12 protein-coding genes are annotated in these 15,029 nt (G+C 40.5%); 1 reads left to right on the top strand and 11 read right to left on the bottom strand.

Going from position 1 to position 15,029, the window contains the following annotated elements; genetic code table 11:
* Positions 1-35: 35 nt before the first annotated feature.
* On the bottom strand, positions 36-806 hold the full coding sequence (locus AC106S_RS10315; RefSeq protein ID WP_482438986.1) for a helix-turn-helix domain-containing protein: 771 nt from the start codon (positions 804-806) through the stop codon (positions 36-38).
* A gap of 681 nt (positions 807-1,487) precedes the next feature.
* On the opposite strand from AC106S_RS10315, the gene AC106S_RS10310 reads away from it, so the two are divergent.
* On the top strand, positions 1,488-2,366 hold the full coding sequence (locus AC106S_RS10310; protein ID WP_482438985.1) for a tetratricopeptide repeat protein: 879 nt from the start codon (positions 1,488-1,490) through the stop codon (positions 2,364-2,366).
* 127 nt (positions 2,367-2,493) lie between these two features.
* On the opposite strand, the gene AC106S_RS10305 is transcribed toward AC106S_RS10310, so the two are convergent.
* The 10 genes from AC106S_RS10305 to AC106S_RS10260 form a co-directional block, all read right to left on the bottom strand.
* Positions 2,494-3,165 carry a hypothetical protein gene (locus AC106S_RS10305; protein WP_482438984.1) on the bottom strand — a complete coding sequence of 224 codons (672 nt, stop codon included), beginning with the start codon at positions 3,163-3,165 and terminating at the stop codon, positions 2,494-2,496.
* 18 nt (positions 3,166-3,183) lie between these two features.
* Positions 3,184-3,858, bottom strand: coding sequence for a hypothetical protein (locus tag AC106S_RS10300; RefSeq protein WP_482438983.1), 675 nt, complete (start codon positions 3,856-3,858; stop codon positions 3,184-3,186).
* Positions 3,855-4,232, bottom strand: coding sequence for a hypothetical protein (locus AC106S_RS10295; RefSeq protein WP_482438982.1), 378 nt, complete (start codon positions 4,230-4,232; stop codon positions 3,855-3,857). Before AC106S_RS10295 ends, AC106S_RS10300 begins: the two co-directional genes overlap by 4 nt.
* Before the next feature lie 8 nt (positions 4,233-4,240).
* On the bottom strand, positions 4,241-4,702 hold the full coding sequence (locus AC106S_RS10290) for a hypothetical protein (RefSeq protein ID WP_482438981.1): 462 nt from the start codon (positions 4,700-4,702) through the stop codon (positions 4,241-4,243).
* Between the two features lie 39 nt (positions 4,703-4,741).
* Positions 4,742-5,209, bottom strand: a complete 468-nt coding sequence (locus AC106S_RS10285; RefSeq protein ID WP_482438980.1) for a hypothetical protein — start codon at positions 5,207-5,209, stop codon at positions 4,742-4,744.
* A gap of 23 nt (positions 5,210-5,232) precedes the next feature.
* The gene (locus tag AC106S_RS10280; RefSeq protein WP_482438979.1) at positions 5,233-6,690 is read right to left on the bottom strand and encodes a hypothetical protein; all 1,458 of its coding nucleotides are present in this window, start codon (positions 6,688-6,690) and stop codon (positions 5,233-5,235) included.
* 179 nt (positions 6,691-6,869) lie between these two features.
* Positions 6,870-7,634 carry a LytR/AlgR family response regulator transcription factor gene (locus tag AC106S_RS10275; protein WP_482438978.1) on the bottom strand — a complete coding sequence of 255 codons (765 nt, stop codon included), beginning with the start codon at positions 7,632-7,634 and terminating at the stop codon, positions 6,870-6,872.
* Positions 7,635-7,709: 75 nt separating this feature from the next.
* Positions 7,710-9,029, bottom strand: coding sequence for a RagB/SusD family nutrient uptake outer membrane protein (locus tag AC106S_RS10270; RefSeq protein ID WP_482438977.1), 1,320 nt, complete (start codon positions 9,027-9,029; stop codon positions 7,710-7,712).
* An 11-nt stretch (positions 9,030-9,040) separates the two neighbouring features.
* A complete protein-coding gene (locus AC106S_RS10265) occupies positions 9,041-12,376 on the bottom strand; it encodes a SusC/RagA family TonB-linked outer membrane protein (RefSeq protein ID WP_482438976.1) in 3,336 nt (1,111 codons plus the stop codon).
* Between the two features lie 6 nt (positions 12,377-12,382).
* A complete protein-coding gene (locus tag AC106S_RS10260) occupies positions 12,383-14,965 on the bottom strand; it encodes a zinc-dependent metalloprotease (protein WP_482438975.1) in 2,583 nt (860 codons plus the stop codon).
* Positions 14,966-15,029: the final 64 nt, after the last annotated feature.

The raw sequence follows: 15,029 nt of genomic DNA, 5'->3' as shown, positions 1-15,029 counted from the left end.
CCTGTATTCTGTTCTCAAAATTGTAAAAATGGAAACTAATCCGGAAAAAACCAGTTGACCGATCCTTCATTCAAAGATCTGTTTCCTTTAAAAAACTGTCTGGGAGACATTCCCGTAAGCTTCTGGAAATCCTTAATAAGATGGGACTGATCATAAAACAGGTTATCATACGTAAGATGGGTAAGATTCCTGGATGCTGTAAAGCTCTGCAATGCTTTTCTGAAACGGAAAATTTTACGGTATTCGGAAGGTGTTTTGCAAAGGTGCTTCGCAAACATCCGGGTGAGGTACTGTCTGCTTAATCCCAGATTTTCTGCAATCTCCGAAATATCAAGATCTGTTCTGTTCAGCAGATCCAAAGTTTTTTCAAGCTGGGAAAAATTTTTAGGCCGAAGTTTCCGTACCCAGTACTCTTCAATTTTTTCCTGTAAAACGGCTTCATCGGTTTCATCCAGAACTTCTGAAATAAAAGCCTTAAAATCTTTATCATAATCAAAGAACTGAATATCTCCCTGCCGGAGGCTGTTTAAGTCATCATCAACAAAATGGCTGAAACCGAGAGGATAAAAACAGAATGTTATTTCCCTGATCCCCGGTTCGTAGGTTCCGATAAGCGGTTTCTGAAAAGCAAAAGCAATTGTGGAAACGGAAGATTCTGTCAATGATTCTGAATAGTGAATTTTACCCGGCTCTATATGCAGCCGTACATGATTATATACAGAAAGTACACAGTAATTGGAAGGAAAGACGATATATTCTGTCCGGCGATCTGATGTTCCGCTCTCAAAAACATAAAACCCTTCCATATATTTTTTCAGCAACTGATTCTTAGTCTTTATAAACCTGAAATTCATTTTTATCAAATTACCTGCTACTTCCCTATTTTATCACTCTTAAAAGTCTTTTTAAATTTAAGAATTTATTTTTAATGAATTGTTTTATGGCTCGGCGGACGGATTTTACAGATTAACGGCATCGGTTGGATAAAGCCGGTGGATTGTTTCTTTTATTTGGGCGGACTAAAGTCCATCCCTATTGAATAAATTCCGTATATTTTGATATTCCCGCTGATCTGGCAGATCAGGCAGATTTTTTTATCCCGCAAGAAATAGAAATCATAGATTTCTAAAGACTAATGTGTACTTTTATACGCTTAGTAGGTAAACTTATTGAAACTAAAGTGTAAAAAACTTTGTGCCTATTGACTACGTTGAACCTTCGGTTTGTGATTTTAAAATTTCATTGCCACGGCCAGGGCGGACTAAAGTCCGCCTCTATTGAATAAATTCCGTATATTTTGATATTCCCGCTGATCTGGCAGATTAGGATGATGGTAGGAGTCTTTTTTACCTTAATTATATATCACCGTGGTATTAAGTTTCAAAACAATATTTTTCTATGAACTGAATTTCAATCGGCTTGCTACAAATTAATTTGTAAATTGCCCCGGGTTAATTAACCTCTTAAAAACTAATTACTTTAACCGTATGAAAAAATCAAACCTGCTTTTCACTTTACTTTTACTGATATTTCCCTTAGTGATTTTCTCTCAGACAAAAGATAATCCCGAACTTCAGAAAATGGCAGACGATGACCAGAATGCAAGAAAGGTTGCGAATATCAACTGGTCTGTTCTGAGTAAGGAAGACAGCGACCGTAGAGAGAGAATTCTTGTTCTGATGAAGGAAAATAAAGTACAGACGGCCAAAGATTATTTCAACGCCGGAATTGTATTTCAGCACGGAAACGACAGCATTTCCTCAGGAATGGCTGTTAAAAGTTTCGGACAGGCCCTGGAAATGGATCCTACCCTGAACCGGTGGTGGTATGCCGCTGCCGTAGACAGGGACCTGATGCGCAGAAATCAGCCACAGATCTATGGAACCCAGTTCTATAAAGACCATACAACCAATGGAAAATGGGCACGGTATAAGATCGATCCTTCCCAGGTTACTGATGAACAGAGAAAATATTACAGCGTTGAAACCCTGAAAGAACAGGAGGAAAAGGAGCGAAAAATGAATCTCATCTCCCTGAACGATGCCTATAACAACGAAAAATCCATTGACAAACTGATTCCGTTTATAAAGTCAGAATATAAAAAAGGAACTGGCTCGAAATACAATGTTGGTGAAGAAGAAATCAACAGTTTTGGCTACCAGCTGGCCGGAGAAAAGAAAATGGATGATGCCCTGAAGATATTCAGGCTGAATATTGAGCTTTACCCCAATGCCTGGAACACCTATGACAGCTATGGCGAAAACCTTTTGATAGTTGGCAGAAAGAAGGAAGCCCTGGAAAATTATAAAAAATCCCTGGAGCTGAATCCTGATAATGAGAATGCAAAAAAAGTGCTGGGAAAATAGGATCTTGAAAAAGGAAGCTGGAAGAAGGAGGATGGAAGTTACGGGCGGTTTGGGTTGTGATGATGATTTTTAACTGAAACCCTCTTACAATGTGAGATTGTTTCTAATAACACGGATAATTCTGCTATCAGTTTTCAAAATCAGATTCCGTATCATCCGGCAGATGAAGCAGATGCCCGGGCAGCAGATCACTATTTTTGTAATAACTTAAATCGGTTGAGTTCTTATCCTGCAGGAGCTGAAAATGATCCCGGTCATAATAATCCCAGTCCTGTTCGTCTGAATTGTAGGGCATTTCTATGGCTTCCAGCAATAAACCGTTTTCATCGTAAAGGAACTCTATTGCTTCATACCGTTCTCCGTTTCTACTTGTTTTATAGTAGTATTTCCGGGTTCTTAACGGTATGGGAAGATTGGTTTGTGCATCCAGTACATGAATACAGATATAGTTGCCATTAGAATCATCCGCAGTATATACTGTTTTTGAAATTAAAGCTCCGCTTCCGTTGGTAAGGGAATACTCTTTATTAACATCCACCACAAAATCTCCCGCTATTATTCTTTTTTTAATCTGAAACTGTTCCGATTTACGGCTCAGATGATCGAAAACTTCCGCTTCATTCTCACCGTGAGCAATAAAGTACCGAATGAAATCCGGCTTACCATTGATAATATGCTCCTCTTCTTTGAACGGAACATCTGATAAATGTTCTGACCACCTGATCATAAACTCTGTATGTTCAAGGGCTTCCTGTTCTGTGATCTTTTCACCTGAAAGACCGTAATATTCTTTAATCATAAAATTATTCTACTCTGTTTATACCACCGGAAACTCCGGTAATATCGGATACAATGAATGATAATAAGGATGCGCATTCCAGAAATCCCCGCCAAACAGCTCTGTAAAGTCTTCAACATTCATGGTATGGATCTCTCCGGTAGTTTCATTGACATCTTTGATGTAAGTAACGAACCGGCTGATGCGCTCATCAAACTCATAGGTAAACCTGAGCTCCAGATCCGGCAGCCCGTTTTCAGTATCTATATCGGTTCCATAATAGTATTTTGAAGAACAGTAAGCCGAATGCCGCATTACCTCATCCGTCTGTATATCAAAATTTACCTTTGAAACCATTCTTCCCAGGCTGTCATAAACAATCCTGCTTCTGAATCTTAAAACCCCTTCTCTGTTATAATCTCTGGCATCCCACATTTCAAATCCGTGTGCTGTCTGTTGATTTAAATAGACGGTCAGGGAATGATTTTCAGTTTCACCCGTATACTGCCGGATAATGTCCGTTTCACTTTCTGAAGGATCCAGATAATATTCATACCAGGTACGTGTTGTTCCCGGCTTTGACATAAAAATGATATTTTCAGCCTTTTTCAGTCTTCCGGTAATGTCATCATAGGTATGAATGGTTCCTCCTTTCGTTCTGTCGAATTCCTGTTCTGTCACCACATGTCCGTCTGAGTTTTTATATCCGGTCATATCACGTCAATATCATTTTTTTCAAAATAGTCTGTCCATGCGATTAAGATCTGCTTTAAATCTTCAGTAGGAATCTTCACAGGAGCCTTTTCTCTTATACTTTTTATCACACAGATTTCTTTTCCAACTCTCACACTGACAAATTCCGGGCCTCCATCATCTGTTGGATCAAAATCAACATTATGAAGGGCACGTTCTATATTTTTCAGGATCCTTCTGATAAATCCATCCGGATATCCACGCACAAAAAGGTCTTCCAGGCTTCCGCTTAACATATTTTCCGGAGCAGTTGTTCTCACAGTTCCCATTCTTCTTCCATCCAGAATTTCCACTGAAAACTTTAAAGAATACCGGCTTAAAACTTCGTGATTCATTGTCATTGTTAATTTTTTTTATGGCCGGGATACCATTTCTGATAATACCTGATCCTGCTGATCACATAGGATTGCAGCGTTCCTCCTACTCTTTCATAATATTTTTCCTTAGTAGGATTATTTACCATCTGGTTGACAGGCGGATCATCTCCTTCATCCAGAAATACAAATACAGGAAGACCGTGAGAAACCAGATCGATAAAAAAGAACGGTCTTTCTATGGTGAGATCATACAATTCCCTCAGCTCTTCCCTTTCTTCTGTCTGCAGCTCTTCCTGGCTGTCATAAATGTTATAATCCAATGCATGACAGAAATTTCCCGCCAGTGTTAAAAGTTCCTTTAAAGCAACAGGAAATGAACGGCTGTTATTATAAAGCTCTTCCAGATGCCTGATTTCTGCTTCACTTATACCTTTATTGGTAAAGGAATCTTCTGTGGGGTGATCTTTTAAAAACTGTAAATATTTCATTCTTTCTTCTCTTTGTCAATTACACTATTGAAATTCAACTTAATCAAAATACTTCCAGTTCAGATCCATTTCATAATCTTTGTGGGGCCAGGTTCTTTCCAGCATCTGGATAAGAGCATCCATTACGCGGATTAATTCCGTGGTTGGAAAGGGTTTCTTGTCAAGAATATATTTAAATGTGAGATCATCCGTAGGAATACTCATTAGTTCTTCTACGGAGATAAGGTTTCCTTTATTTTGCAGTGTTGTCTTCACATTATTCAGGATCTGTATCATGACCTGTTCGTCTGCCGGTGAACTGATTTCATCAAACAGGCTGAAGTACATATGACCTCCGCTGTATCCGTTGATATGAAATTTTGTATCCTCCAGCAGATCAGATTTATCCGGAATAAGATGTTCAGGCTTTTCCATTTCCTGAAGAATATAATGCAGTACCAGCTGCATCATCGTTTCCGCGATCCGGAATCCTTTATCTTTTTCGTATTCTACAAGTATTTGTCCCATGATATTTAGTAAGGAAAAGTACGTTATTTTTTACATTTACCGTATTCTGAAATGATGTGAAGCAGATTTTCTTCGTTTTTAAGATCCAGGCTTTCTTTTTTCAGCTGATCGGAAAGGCTTTTACAGTCTTTGAGATAATCGGCCAGCTTTTCAGAAAGCTGGTCGTTGGATCTGTTATCAAGCATCTGCCCTTTAGGCTGAAGATCTGTTTTGATGACATATTTGTGAAGTTCAACAGGGTCCTGAAGCAGCATGATTTTATTTTCTCTGGCCACAAGCCTGTAAAAATAGGCGTTATTTCCGTGCATACTTCCGTAATTCTGAAGCTTTTTCATAAACTCTCCTTTTACATCCAGCCCGTAATAACATTCTTCATTTCCGTTCGGGGAAACACAGAAATGCACGCCTGAATCCGCATTATATACTTTGGTGGCCATGCTTCTCATTCCCGGAAGCTGTTTTTTCAGGGTTACACGCTGTCCGAACAGATCAGCTCCGTCTTCGGGAAGTTTCTGCCCTGTTCTTTCCGTATCCAGCATTTCAAACCAGATGGTGATCATTCCTTCTGTTTTTTTACCGGATTTCTCCACCAAATATCCAGGCACATCATATAAATTGATGCTCCTGTTAATGGCATCATCCACTTTCGCCTGATGAAGTTCTTCATTTTTATAATAAGCCTGATGTTCCAGCGTATATCCTTCTATGAAGAGATTGGCTATAAATTCACTCACAAAAGCATAATCGGAAGACGCGTAAGATCGGGAAGCTGTAAAGGTGAATTCATTATTATCAAAAGTTCTTACCGCATAGGTTTTCATACCCTGGGTCTGATACATCGTGGCTACTTTAACGCCATCAAGATCACTTACTTCCAGACACGGCCCTGTATTATTGAACCCGACACAGTTATACGCTCTGGAATATCCTATAATCCTGGCCGGATAAGACCCGTTGTTAATCAGGATCTCTCCTTTTGATCCCAATCTCGGATTATAGAGGTTTCTGATATGATCCAGCCTGTTTTTTCTTTCATTATCTTCCGCGATGCTGCTGGTTTTTGCCTTCAGGTATTTATCGCCCAGGTTTTCACGCGGGGTTGCAAAGAACATTTCCAGTTCAGCTTTATCAAAGCCATTTTCATTGAAGAGTTTATATTTTACGGCCAGCTGATGAGCCACAATGCGGTCCGGCTTAAAAGAGGTAATCAGCACCTCGTAAGGGATCTGCGTAGTCTTTCCGTCCGCCGATTTCATATCCAGATAGTAGAGAATTTCTTCTTTAGCCAGGGAAACGCCTTTCAGATCGGCATCAAAAACCTTTTCATTGGTTAAGGTATAAAACTCAAAATGATCGCGGTAAGGTGATTTCAGAATGCCTATTTCTTTTTCATTAAACAGGATTTTGTCTTTCTTCAGCTGGATTTTCTGTGAAAACAGCAGGGAAGAAAACAGCAGAGCTGCCAACATATATATTCTCATAACTTCATGTTAGTTTTTAGGATGGGAAAAATACGAAAAATATTGGGATGGGAGGATGGAGGATGGAAGCTATGAAAGTCCGGAAAACAGAAGTCAGTTTTTATTCATGGTTACATCATGATTCCTCCGGATGGCAAGATAGAGTACTCTGCGGAATAGAAACTTCCGGCTCCCTTTCCTTAAGAATTAAACCAGTTCAGGCATTCTGCAATCTGCGGCTTGCTGATAAATATTTCGGTATTGACTTCCGGTTCCGGGGAAAGCTTCAGTTCTACTTTCTGGCTTGAGTGCTTGATGATTTCGGTAACCGCTTTTTTGTTGACGATGAACTTACGGTTCACTTTGAAGAAAACCTGCGGGTTCAGTTTCCGGATGATGTCTTTAATGGTATCATCAAAAATATAGGTCTGATGATCTGCCGTGGTGAGAAAAAGATATTTTCCCGAAGCAAAAAAGTAAGCCGTATCATGCTCGTCTATGGATTTAAGCTTGTTTCCTTCTCTTACCATAAAGCGTTTCATGATTCCGGAAGCGCTATCATGCTGTAATGCTGAAACGGATTTCAGCACCGGTTCAGGATCAAAATTATTCCTGATCGACATGAATTTCTGTAAAGCTTTATGTAAATCTTCTTCTTCAAAAGGTTTCAGAAGGTAATCTATGGTGAAATGCCTGAAAACCCTCATCGCATAGTCATCAAAAGCTGTTATGAAAATAACGGGTGTAAAAAGTTCCACCTGCTCGAAAATTTCAAGACTCATCCCGTCTCCCAGGTGAATATCCATAAAGATAAGATCTGCCGAATCCCTGCTGAAAAAATCTATTGCCTGCTTCTTTGAGCGAAGAATAACGGTCTCGGTGACAGGGACAATGCTCTGTTTATCCAATAAATTTTTCAGATAATTAACAGCCAGCAGTTCATCTTCTATAATGGCAATTTTCATAACACTGACAAAAATACAAAAAAACCGCTAAAACAATTAAGTTCAAGCGGTTTCAGGGGATATTAATATGAAATGTTATAAATTGGGGTTATTCTTCTTTGCACTCATCGGATATTCTATGGTGTATCTCGGGTCATTCTGCTGAAGAATATACTCTTTACCGTTCACGGTATGCTTTATTTCTTTCTGGTTGGCTCTTCTTAAATCAAACCAGCGGTGTCCTTCTGCGGTAAACTCCCTGAATCTTTCATCCATAATGAAATTCATAAATTCCGCGGCATTCATCGGGGTTACTAAATTCTGAACAGAGGTATAGCCGTCCGGAGTATATCTGTTTTTAGCCACTTTAAGAAGGGTTTGTTTAGCTTCATCAAGTTTATTCAGTTTCAACAGTGCTTCGGATTTAATAAAATACAATTCTGAAGTTCTGAAAGATACTTTAAAATCTGCTGTTCCTTTTTTAATGATCTTATACTTATCATTTTTCTTTTCAAAATACACTCCGAATCTTTTGTCTGCGGCTGTATTAAATTTTGAAATCAATTCCGGGGAAGCATATGATAAGTTTCTGGCGGCATCGTCAAACACAGCGTCCAAAGCCATGATTGCTTCTGCCGAAGCATAGTGGTTGGGTAAGGTATTGGTGGTATTCAAATCGGTAAGACTTCCTTTCATTGCCAAAGCCTGCTCCGAATAGTGTAATGCCTTATTCCAGTCACTCTGATAAAGGGCGATTCTTGCCTGAAGAGCATTCAATGATATTTTTGAAAATCTATAACTGATGTCCAAAGGCTGCTTCTCTGTGACCATTAAATCTTCTGCTTTTTCCATATCTGCATGCACCTGATTGTAAACTTCCTGAACGGTAGAAGGTTTCAGAACTGCTTCCAGGTCGATTTCCAGACTTAGCGGAACTCCTCTGTCGGTAGATGCGGTCGCACTGTTGTATGGTTTTCCGTATAAATTGACCATATCGAAGTAGGTGTAGGCCCGCAGCGCATATGCTTCTGCCAGAATCTGCTGTTTTTCGGGAGAATCTGTCATAGTCTTGCTTCCCTCATTGATGATCTGATTCAGATAGAATACTACGGAATAAAATTTCACCCAGGGAAATTCCATCGTTGCCGCATCGTTGTTGGTATCTTTCCACATGGCAATTTCACGGTATACGTTGAATTCATTCAGGGTTTCATCCAGATAGGTTTCATCTGTACGAAGAGCCGTCATAGATTTATGGGTCGGATATTTGGCATACGCTGAGGTAAGTACTTTTCTGTAATCCTCAACAGTTACCGGAATCACCTTTCCGTCCGGCTGAATATCTAAAAAACGATCGCATCCGATGCTGGTAAAGCTGATCAATGCCAATGCGATACATGCTGTTATTTTTTTCATTTTTTTAAGTTTTAAAAAGAAACATTAAATCCTACGGTAACTGATTTAGGAATAGGCTGTGCATAAATATTACCATAGGTTTCCGGATCAAAATATCCTTTATATCCATTGCTGAATACGAACAGGTTACGTCCTTCCACGCTCAGTCTCAGACTGCTGATCCCCATAGGAGCGGTAAATTCTTTAGGAAGCGTATACCCTAAACGGATGCTGCTTATTCTCACATAGCTGATCTCTTTAGCCCAGATATCAAGCAGACCGTAGGCGTTGGAAGGATTGTTTGTCAGCCATTTATTCCCCATCCAGCCGGGATTGTTTTCCATTTCGGAACCTGTAATCCCCGGAAGTGAATTTCCTGCTTCGTAGACGTCTCTTGTATAGTTTCTTCCTCTGTCCAGTTCCATTCCTCTGTAAGAAGGCGATCTCATCACCGTCTGCTTGAAGTTGAAGGCAGCAGAAACCGTAAAGTCAAAATTGTGGATTTTAAAGGTATTGATAATTCCTCCTGTAAATTTCGGGTCTCTATCACCAATATAGGTGAAAAGACTTCTCATCTCTGCCTGTGAAAGCTTAGAATCTACAAGCTGGCCCGGAAGAAATTCTTCATAAACATCATAAAGCTTGAAGAAATCTGCAATTTTTACTCTTTCATTTCCTTTCCAGAACATTGGGTTTCCGTATTCATCCATTCCTGCTGTTTTCAATGCAAAGACCGCATTCACAGGAAGGCCTTCTCTGGAAGGAAGGAAAGCATTGTCGCGGGGCTGCTCGCTGAGAACTTCACTCTTGTTGTGGGCGAAATTAATGGTGGTTGACCATTTAAAGTTATCTTTATTGATGTTTCTTGTGGAAAGAGCCAATTCAAACCCTTTATTGGTAAGACTTCCCCAGTTCATCATCGTATAATTGAATCCGGTTTCAAGCGGTGTTTCTTTCATACTGATCATATCCGTTCCTTTTCTGCTGTAAACATCTAAGGTAAGATTGATACGGTTCTGGAATACACCCAGGTCAAGCCCGAAGTTTACGTTGGTTGTTTTTTCCCATCGAAGTTTATCATTCGGGGGACTGATCACGTTGATCACATCTTCTTTTCCGCCCGGCAGAATGGTGGCATTGTTGTATTCACCGATAAAGAAAGGCGACGTGTTTCGGTCAATATTTCCCTGTAAACCGTAGGATGCTCTCAATCTAAGGTTAGAAATGGCATTCAGGTTCTTCATAAAATTTTCCCTGGATACCAGCCATGATCCGGAGACTGCCCAAATCGGCAGATATTTGTACTTTTTATTCACCCCGAACAAATTGGTTCCGTCATATCTTACACTTCCGAAGAAGGTATACTTCTGGTCATAAGTATAGGAAGCTGTTGCAAACATAGAGGCATAGGCGTTTTCTGCGACAGGCATTTCGCGGTACGTTTCATACTTTTTATCTGCTGCAAAATTAGAATTCGGGAAAATAATCGGAACTCCGGTTTTGGTAAGACTGTCAAACCCGAAAGCTCTGGTAACCGTAGTATTGTCTTTCGTTTTACGGATTTCTGTTCCGGCCATCACATCAATTTCATGCACCGAGTTGATCTTCGTACTGTAAGTTCCCTGAAGTTTCCAGTTGTATTGGAAGAACTCATTATCCCAGTTTTGTTTTACACCACCTTTAGGCAGGAAATATTGAAATCCCCCATCTTTATAATAACGGGTTCCTTCTCTCATCTTTCTGGTATAGTAGGTATTTTCAGCAGCAAATTTCTCCGTGTTATTGGTATCATACTGAAGGCCTAACTGTGACGTGAATCTCAGGCTTTTTGAAACTTTATATTCAAGATCCAATATCCCTTTTAAGGAATGATTTTTAAGCGTATAATCTGTATTTTCTCTTTCTTCAAGGAAGTTAAAAGGAACATACTGATCGGCATAACCGTCTATATCCCGGTCATATCTGTAACTACCATCCGGATTGTAAGGTGTCAGATAAGGATTGGCATTTCTTGAATAATTGATGGGGCTTGCCGCCGCATCAGCATCCGTCATGAACGATGAACGCTCACTTTGAGTTCCGAAAATAGAGATTCCTGCATTTAACTTATCGCTTAATTTATAATTGTTCTTTAAGGTAAGGTTATATCGCTTAAAACCTGTACCGATAGTTGTTCCTTCTTCATCAAAATACCCTAGTGAGAAATAGTAATCAGAGCGGTCACTGCCTCCGGAAAGACTCAGTCCATACTGCTTATTGATGGCATTTCTGTATAGCAGTTTTCCCCAGTCTGTATTGCTGTTTCGCAGACCATCAAGCTGCTGGCGGGTCATTGAGTTCAACGCATCCAAACCTCCGCTTCTGAATGCATCAAGCTGGTTGTTCTGGGTTAAAATTCTCATGACTTCCCCTTTATCAGCACGGTAAGTAAGGTCAGCACGTTTGGCAAGCATTAATTCAAAATCCACTTTTTCAGAAGCGTTCAGAAGATTCAGCTTGTCAAAATCAGGACGGGATGTAATAAAGGTATCCGCTGAAAAATTCACTTTCATGTTTCCTTTTTTTCCTTTTTTCGTGGTAATGGAAATCACCCCGTTGGCAGCTCTTGCTCCATAAATAGCGGTAGCAGCCGCATCTTTCAGAATAGTGATATCCTCAATATCGTTAGGATTCAGGCCTGCAATGGAAAAATTCTGAAGCTGGTCGATATTATCTTTATCGCTGAAGTTGGGAACATCATTTCCCTCCAGCGGAAGCCCGTCAATTACCCATAACGGATCCTGCGGACCGGATAGAGAAGCCGTTCCACGAATTCTGATCTTGGCAGGACCTCCCGGAGATCCTGTTTCAGGGGTTACCACTACCCCGGCAATCTGCCCGGCCAGCATCTGGTCTACACTGGCAACACCGGACTGGTTGATCGCATCCATCTTCACCGTAGAGACCGCCGAAGTCTGCTTACGTTTTTCAATCTTCTGGTACCCGGTGATGATTACTTCCTGAATTTTGTTTTTTTCAGAAACTTCACCTGCCGGGGCTAATGAAATATTATAGTTGGTCTGGTCTTCATCTATCTGAATCAGTCTGGATTCATAACCAAGATAGCTTACCAGCACAGATTTGGTATCTGCCGGAATTTCCAGGGTAAATTTTCCGTTCTTATCTGTAACGGTACCAATGGAAACACTTTCAATGATCCCATCCTGGCTGGTTTTGGAAGAAACAGATTGTGTTTCTATTTTGATGGATGCTCCTGCGATGATTTGTGAGGTACTGCCATCCTGAACTTTACCTGTAATTGTTTTCTTTTGCTGGGCTAGTGCAATATTAGCAGCCAAAAGAGGTAAAAGTATTAGCGTCTTTTTCATTTCCGATTATTTATTTAAGGCCTCTTCAATACGAATAATTAAGTCTGTGTAATGAGCTCTTGAAGCATCATCTCCTTTATACCTGGTCCTGTTCAGCAGATCCAGTACTTTCTGCAGTTCCGCTCTCTTGTAAGTGGTAACTTCAGATACCCTTTTCATGGATGAATAATTAATATTCCTAAGGTTGTTATCTTCTTCATGGTAGTTGCAGATCAGCGGAATATTCAGGGTATGATCCGGTTTCAGTGTTTTTACAGCTGTTTTTTCAAATAGTTTGTTTACCGAAACGATCAGGGCATCCACATAATTCTTCTGAGCCATTTTTTCAAGAATCGTCAGGCTCCCTCTTTTACTGAAAACTGCACTTCTCACCTGGTCGAACAGGTTTTCTACGGTATAAATCTCTTCTTTTGAACCTGAAACCTGATGTTTTAATTCGTTTTCCAGCAGCCTGAGCAGCCTGTCATCCATAAACAGGGAATAGATATTGGCATACTGCATTCCTCTTGCCAACGTATAGGGTGTCTGCTCAAATGGTCCCATCGGAGAATTCTTCACAGGATAGGTCTTCTCTGAGATCGGATTAAAGAACAGCCATTCCGGAAGATTAATGGCATTTTTCACCAGATAATCCACCGCTCTTCTCTGAATTTCAGCAGGAACCGCCTCGTAAGCTTTTTTCTTATTGCCAAAAACGGTATTGTTCAGGTAAATTCCTCCTACATTGGCCATCACATGCCCGGTATACAGATCCCATTGTCCGATGGCTCCCAGGTACAGCTTTCCGGCATCCGTATAGCTTTTTCCGTCTTCATAAGTCCATTTTAAAAGGTTATCAACGACTACCTTTAAATTCTTCATTCCGTATTCACCGGCTTTCATCGCATCATCACCAAGATCCTCGGACTGTGAGCGCGGATCGATGGTTTCCAGGAAACTTTGCTGTTCTCCATAGAAGTACATTGGGTCATCTTCATGCTTTTCAATCAGATTTCTCAATGCTTTTTTCTCTGAGAATTCATCCGGATACCAACGGTACCCCCATTCAATGGCATATTTATCATAGATCCCGATCTTTGGCGTGATTGCTGTAACGCCATCTTCCGGCTGTGCTACGTAATTGTAACGGGCATAATCCATAATAGACGGAGCCGTTCCCCCCATTTTATCGGTAAATTCTTTGGATCGGAGCGATTCCACAGGGAATGCAAACGAAGCTCCCATATTGTGTTTCAGTCCGAAAGTATGGCCTACCTCATGGGAAGACACAAAACGGATGGCTTCTCCCATATGTTCATCACTGAATTTATTTCCTCTGGCCTTCGGATCGATGGGTCCCGTCTGAATTCTCATCCAGTCGTGAAGGGAAGTCATTACGTTGTGCCACCAGATGATATCGGCTTCAATGATTTCACCGCTTCTGGGGTCAACAACAGAAGGTCCCATAGCATTTGCTTTTGGAGAAGCTGCATAGGTAATCACGGAATATCTTACATCATCAATATCGAAATCTTCATCTTTTTCGTCGGGCATTCTGGCAATTACCGCGTTTTTAAAGCCGGCCTGTTCAAATGCGGCCTGCCAGTCGTAAACTCCCGCAATAATCTTTTCACGCCATTGTTTTGGAGTAGCCGGATCGATGTAGTAAACAATCGGTTTCTTAGGTTCTACCAGCTCTCCTCTCAGATATTTCTCTTTATCTTCGTCTTTAGGTTCTAAATTCCATTTGGTAATGAAGAACTTTTCATCCATTTTCTGCTGACCGTCGTTGAATGACCAGTGTTTCTCCGTGAAGAACCCCACTCTGGGATCTGACACTCTCGGTTTCATAGGATTTTTTGAAAGCAGCACAAGATTGGTGGTTACGCCAAGCGTTACAGGCAGATCCACTCCTCCTTCATTCACAGAAGTAGACAGCTGGGATTTTACGACCAGGTTCTGAGGAAAGGTCTTTACACCTTCAATATAAGAAAGGCTTGATTTTACTGATCCTCCCAGTCCTACATTCGCCAAAACATCGTTGAAGCTCTTCTGATTACCGTCGAAAACCTTATTGACTTTAATGGCTACCGACGTAGAATCATTGTTCTGGGCTTCAATATCAAAAACCTCGATGATCGATTCTGAAAAGTTATCTTTCACCGATTTTGTAATGGCATCATTTTTCGGAGAAGATACTTTTGCTTCGGAGGTTTTTACCCATACTTTTCTGGCTACGGTATCACGGTGGAAAGAGATGATTTTGTTCTCATAATTCATTCCTTTATTCAGACCGGCCTCATTCACCTGCATCGGTACCTGGGACAGCTTGTTTACCACCAGGAACTGCCGCCCCATCAGGCTGTCGGGAATTTCAAAATAAACATCTGTTTTTACCTGAATGGTATTAAAAAGTCCTTTTTTAAAAGTTCCTTTTTTGATCAGGTCTTCAATTTTCTTGGTTTTCTTCGAAGAAACATCGGTTTTTTCCGTTTTTTCTTTATCCGTTTTTACAGAATCTTTTTTCTGTGCCAGTACTGCCGGCGAAGCCAAAGCAAATCCCAGGTACAGGGCCAGTCTGTAATTCTTCATTAAAATAGTCCGATTCATTCCAAATAGTAGATTTAGCCGGCAAAGCTAGAAGGTAAAGCAATATTATATATAGTGTTAGGGA

This window comes from Chryseobacterium sp. FR054 (assembly GCF_056844565.1).
The sequence above is the reverse complement of the archived record's forward strand: the minus strand, read 5'-3'. Positions and strand labels throughout refer to the sequence as shown.

Bases quoted from the DNA above. Each gene is read 5' to 3' on its own strand.
- AC106S_RS10315 (WP_482438986.1), bottom strand. From the start codon at position 806: ATGGAAGGGTTTTATGTTTTTGAGAGCGGAACATCAGATCGCCGGACA.
- AC106S_RS10310 (WP_482438985.1), top strand. From the start codon at position 1,488: ATGAAAAAATCAAACCTGCTTTTCACTTTACTTTTACTGATATTTCCC.
- AC106S_RS10305 (WP_482438984.1), bottom strand. From the start codon at position 3,165: ATGATTAAAGAATATTACGGTCTTTCAGGTGAAAAGATCACAGAACAG.
- AC106S_RS10300 (WP_482438983.1), bottom strand. From the start codon at position 3,858: ATGACCGGATATAAAAACTCAGACGGACATGTGGTGACAGAACAGGAA.
- AC106S_RS10295 (WP_482438982.1), bottom strand. From the start codon at position 4,232: ATGAATCACGAAGTTTTAAGCCGGTATTCTTTAAAGTTTTCAGTGGAA.
- AC106S_RS10290 (WP_482438981.1), bottom strand. From the start codon at position 4,702: ATGAAATATTTACAGTTTTTAAAAGATCACCCCACAGAAGATTCCTTT.
- AC106S_RS10285 (WP_482438980.1), bottom strand. From the start codon at position 5,209: ATGGGACAAATACTTGTAGAATACGAAAAAGATAAAGGATTCCGGATC.
- AC106S_RS10280 (WP_482438979.1), bottom strand. From the start codon at position 6,690: ATGAGAATATATATGTTGGCAGCTCTGCTGTTTTCTTCCCTGCTGTTT.
- AC106S_RS10275 (WP_482438978.1), bottom strand. From the start codon at position 7,634: ATGAAAATTGCCATTATAGAAGATGAACTGCTGGCTGTTAATTATCTG.
- AC106S_RS10270 (WP_482438977.1), bottom strand. From the start codon at position 9,029: ATGAAAAAAATAACAGCATGTATCGCATTGGCATTGATCAGCTTTACC.
- AC106S_RS10265 (WP_482438976.1), bottom strand. From the start codon at position 12,376: ATGAAAAAGACGCTAATACTTTTACCTCTTTTGGCTGCTAATATTGCA.
- AC106S_RS10260 (WP_482438975.1), bottom strand. From the start codon at position 14,965: ATGAATCGGACTATTTTAATGAAGAATTACAGACTGGCCCTGTACCTG.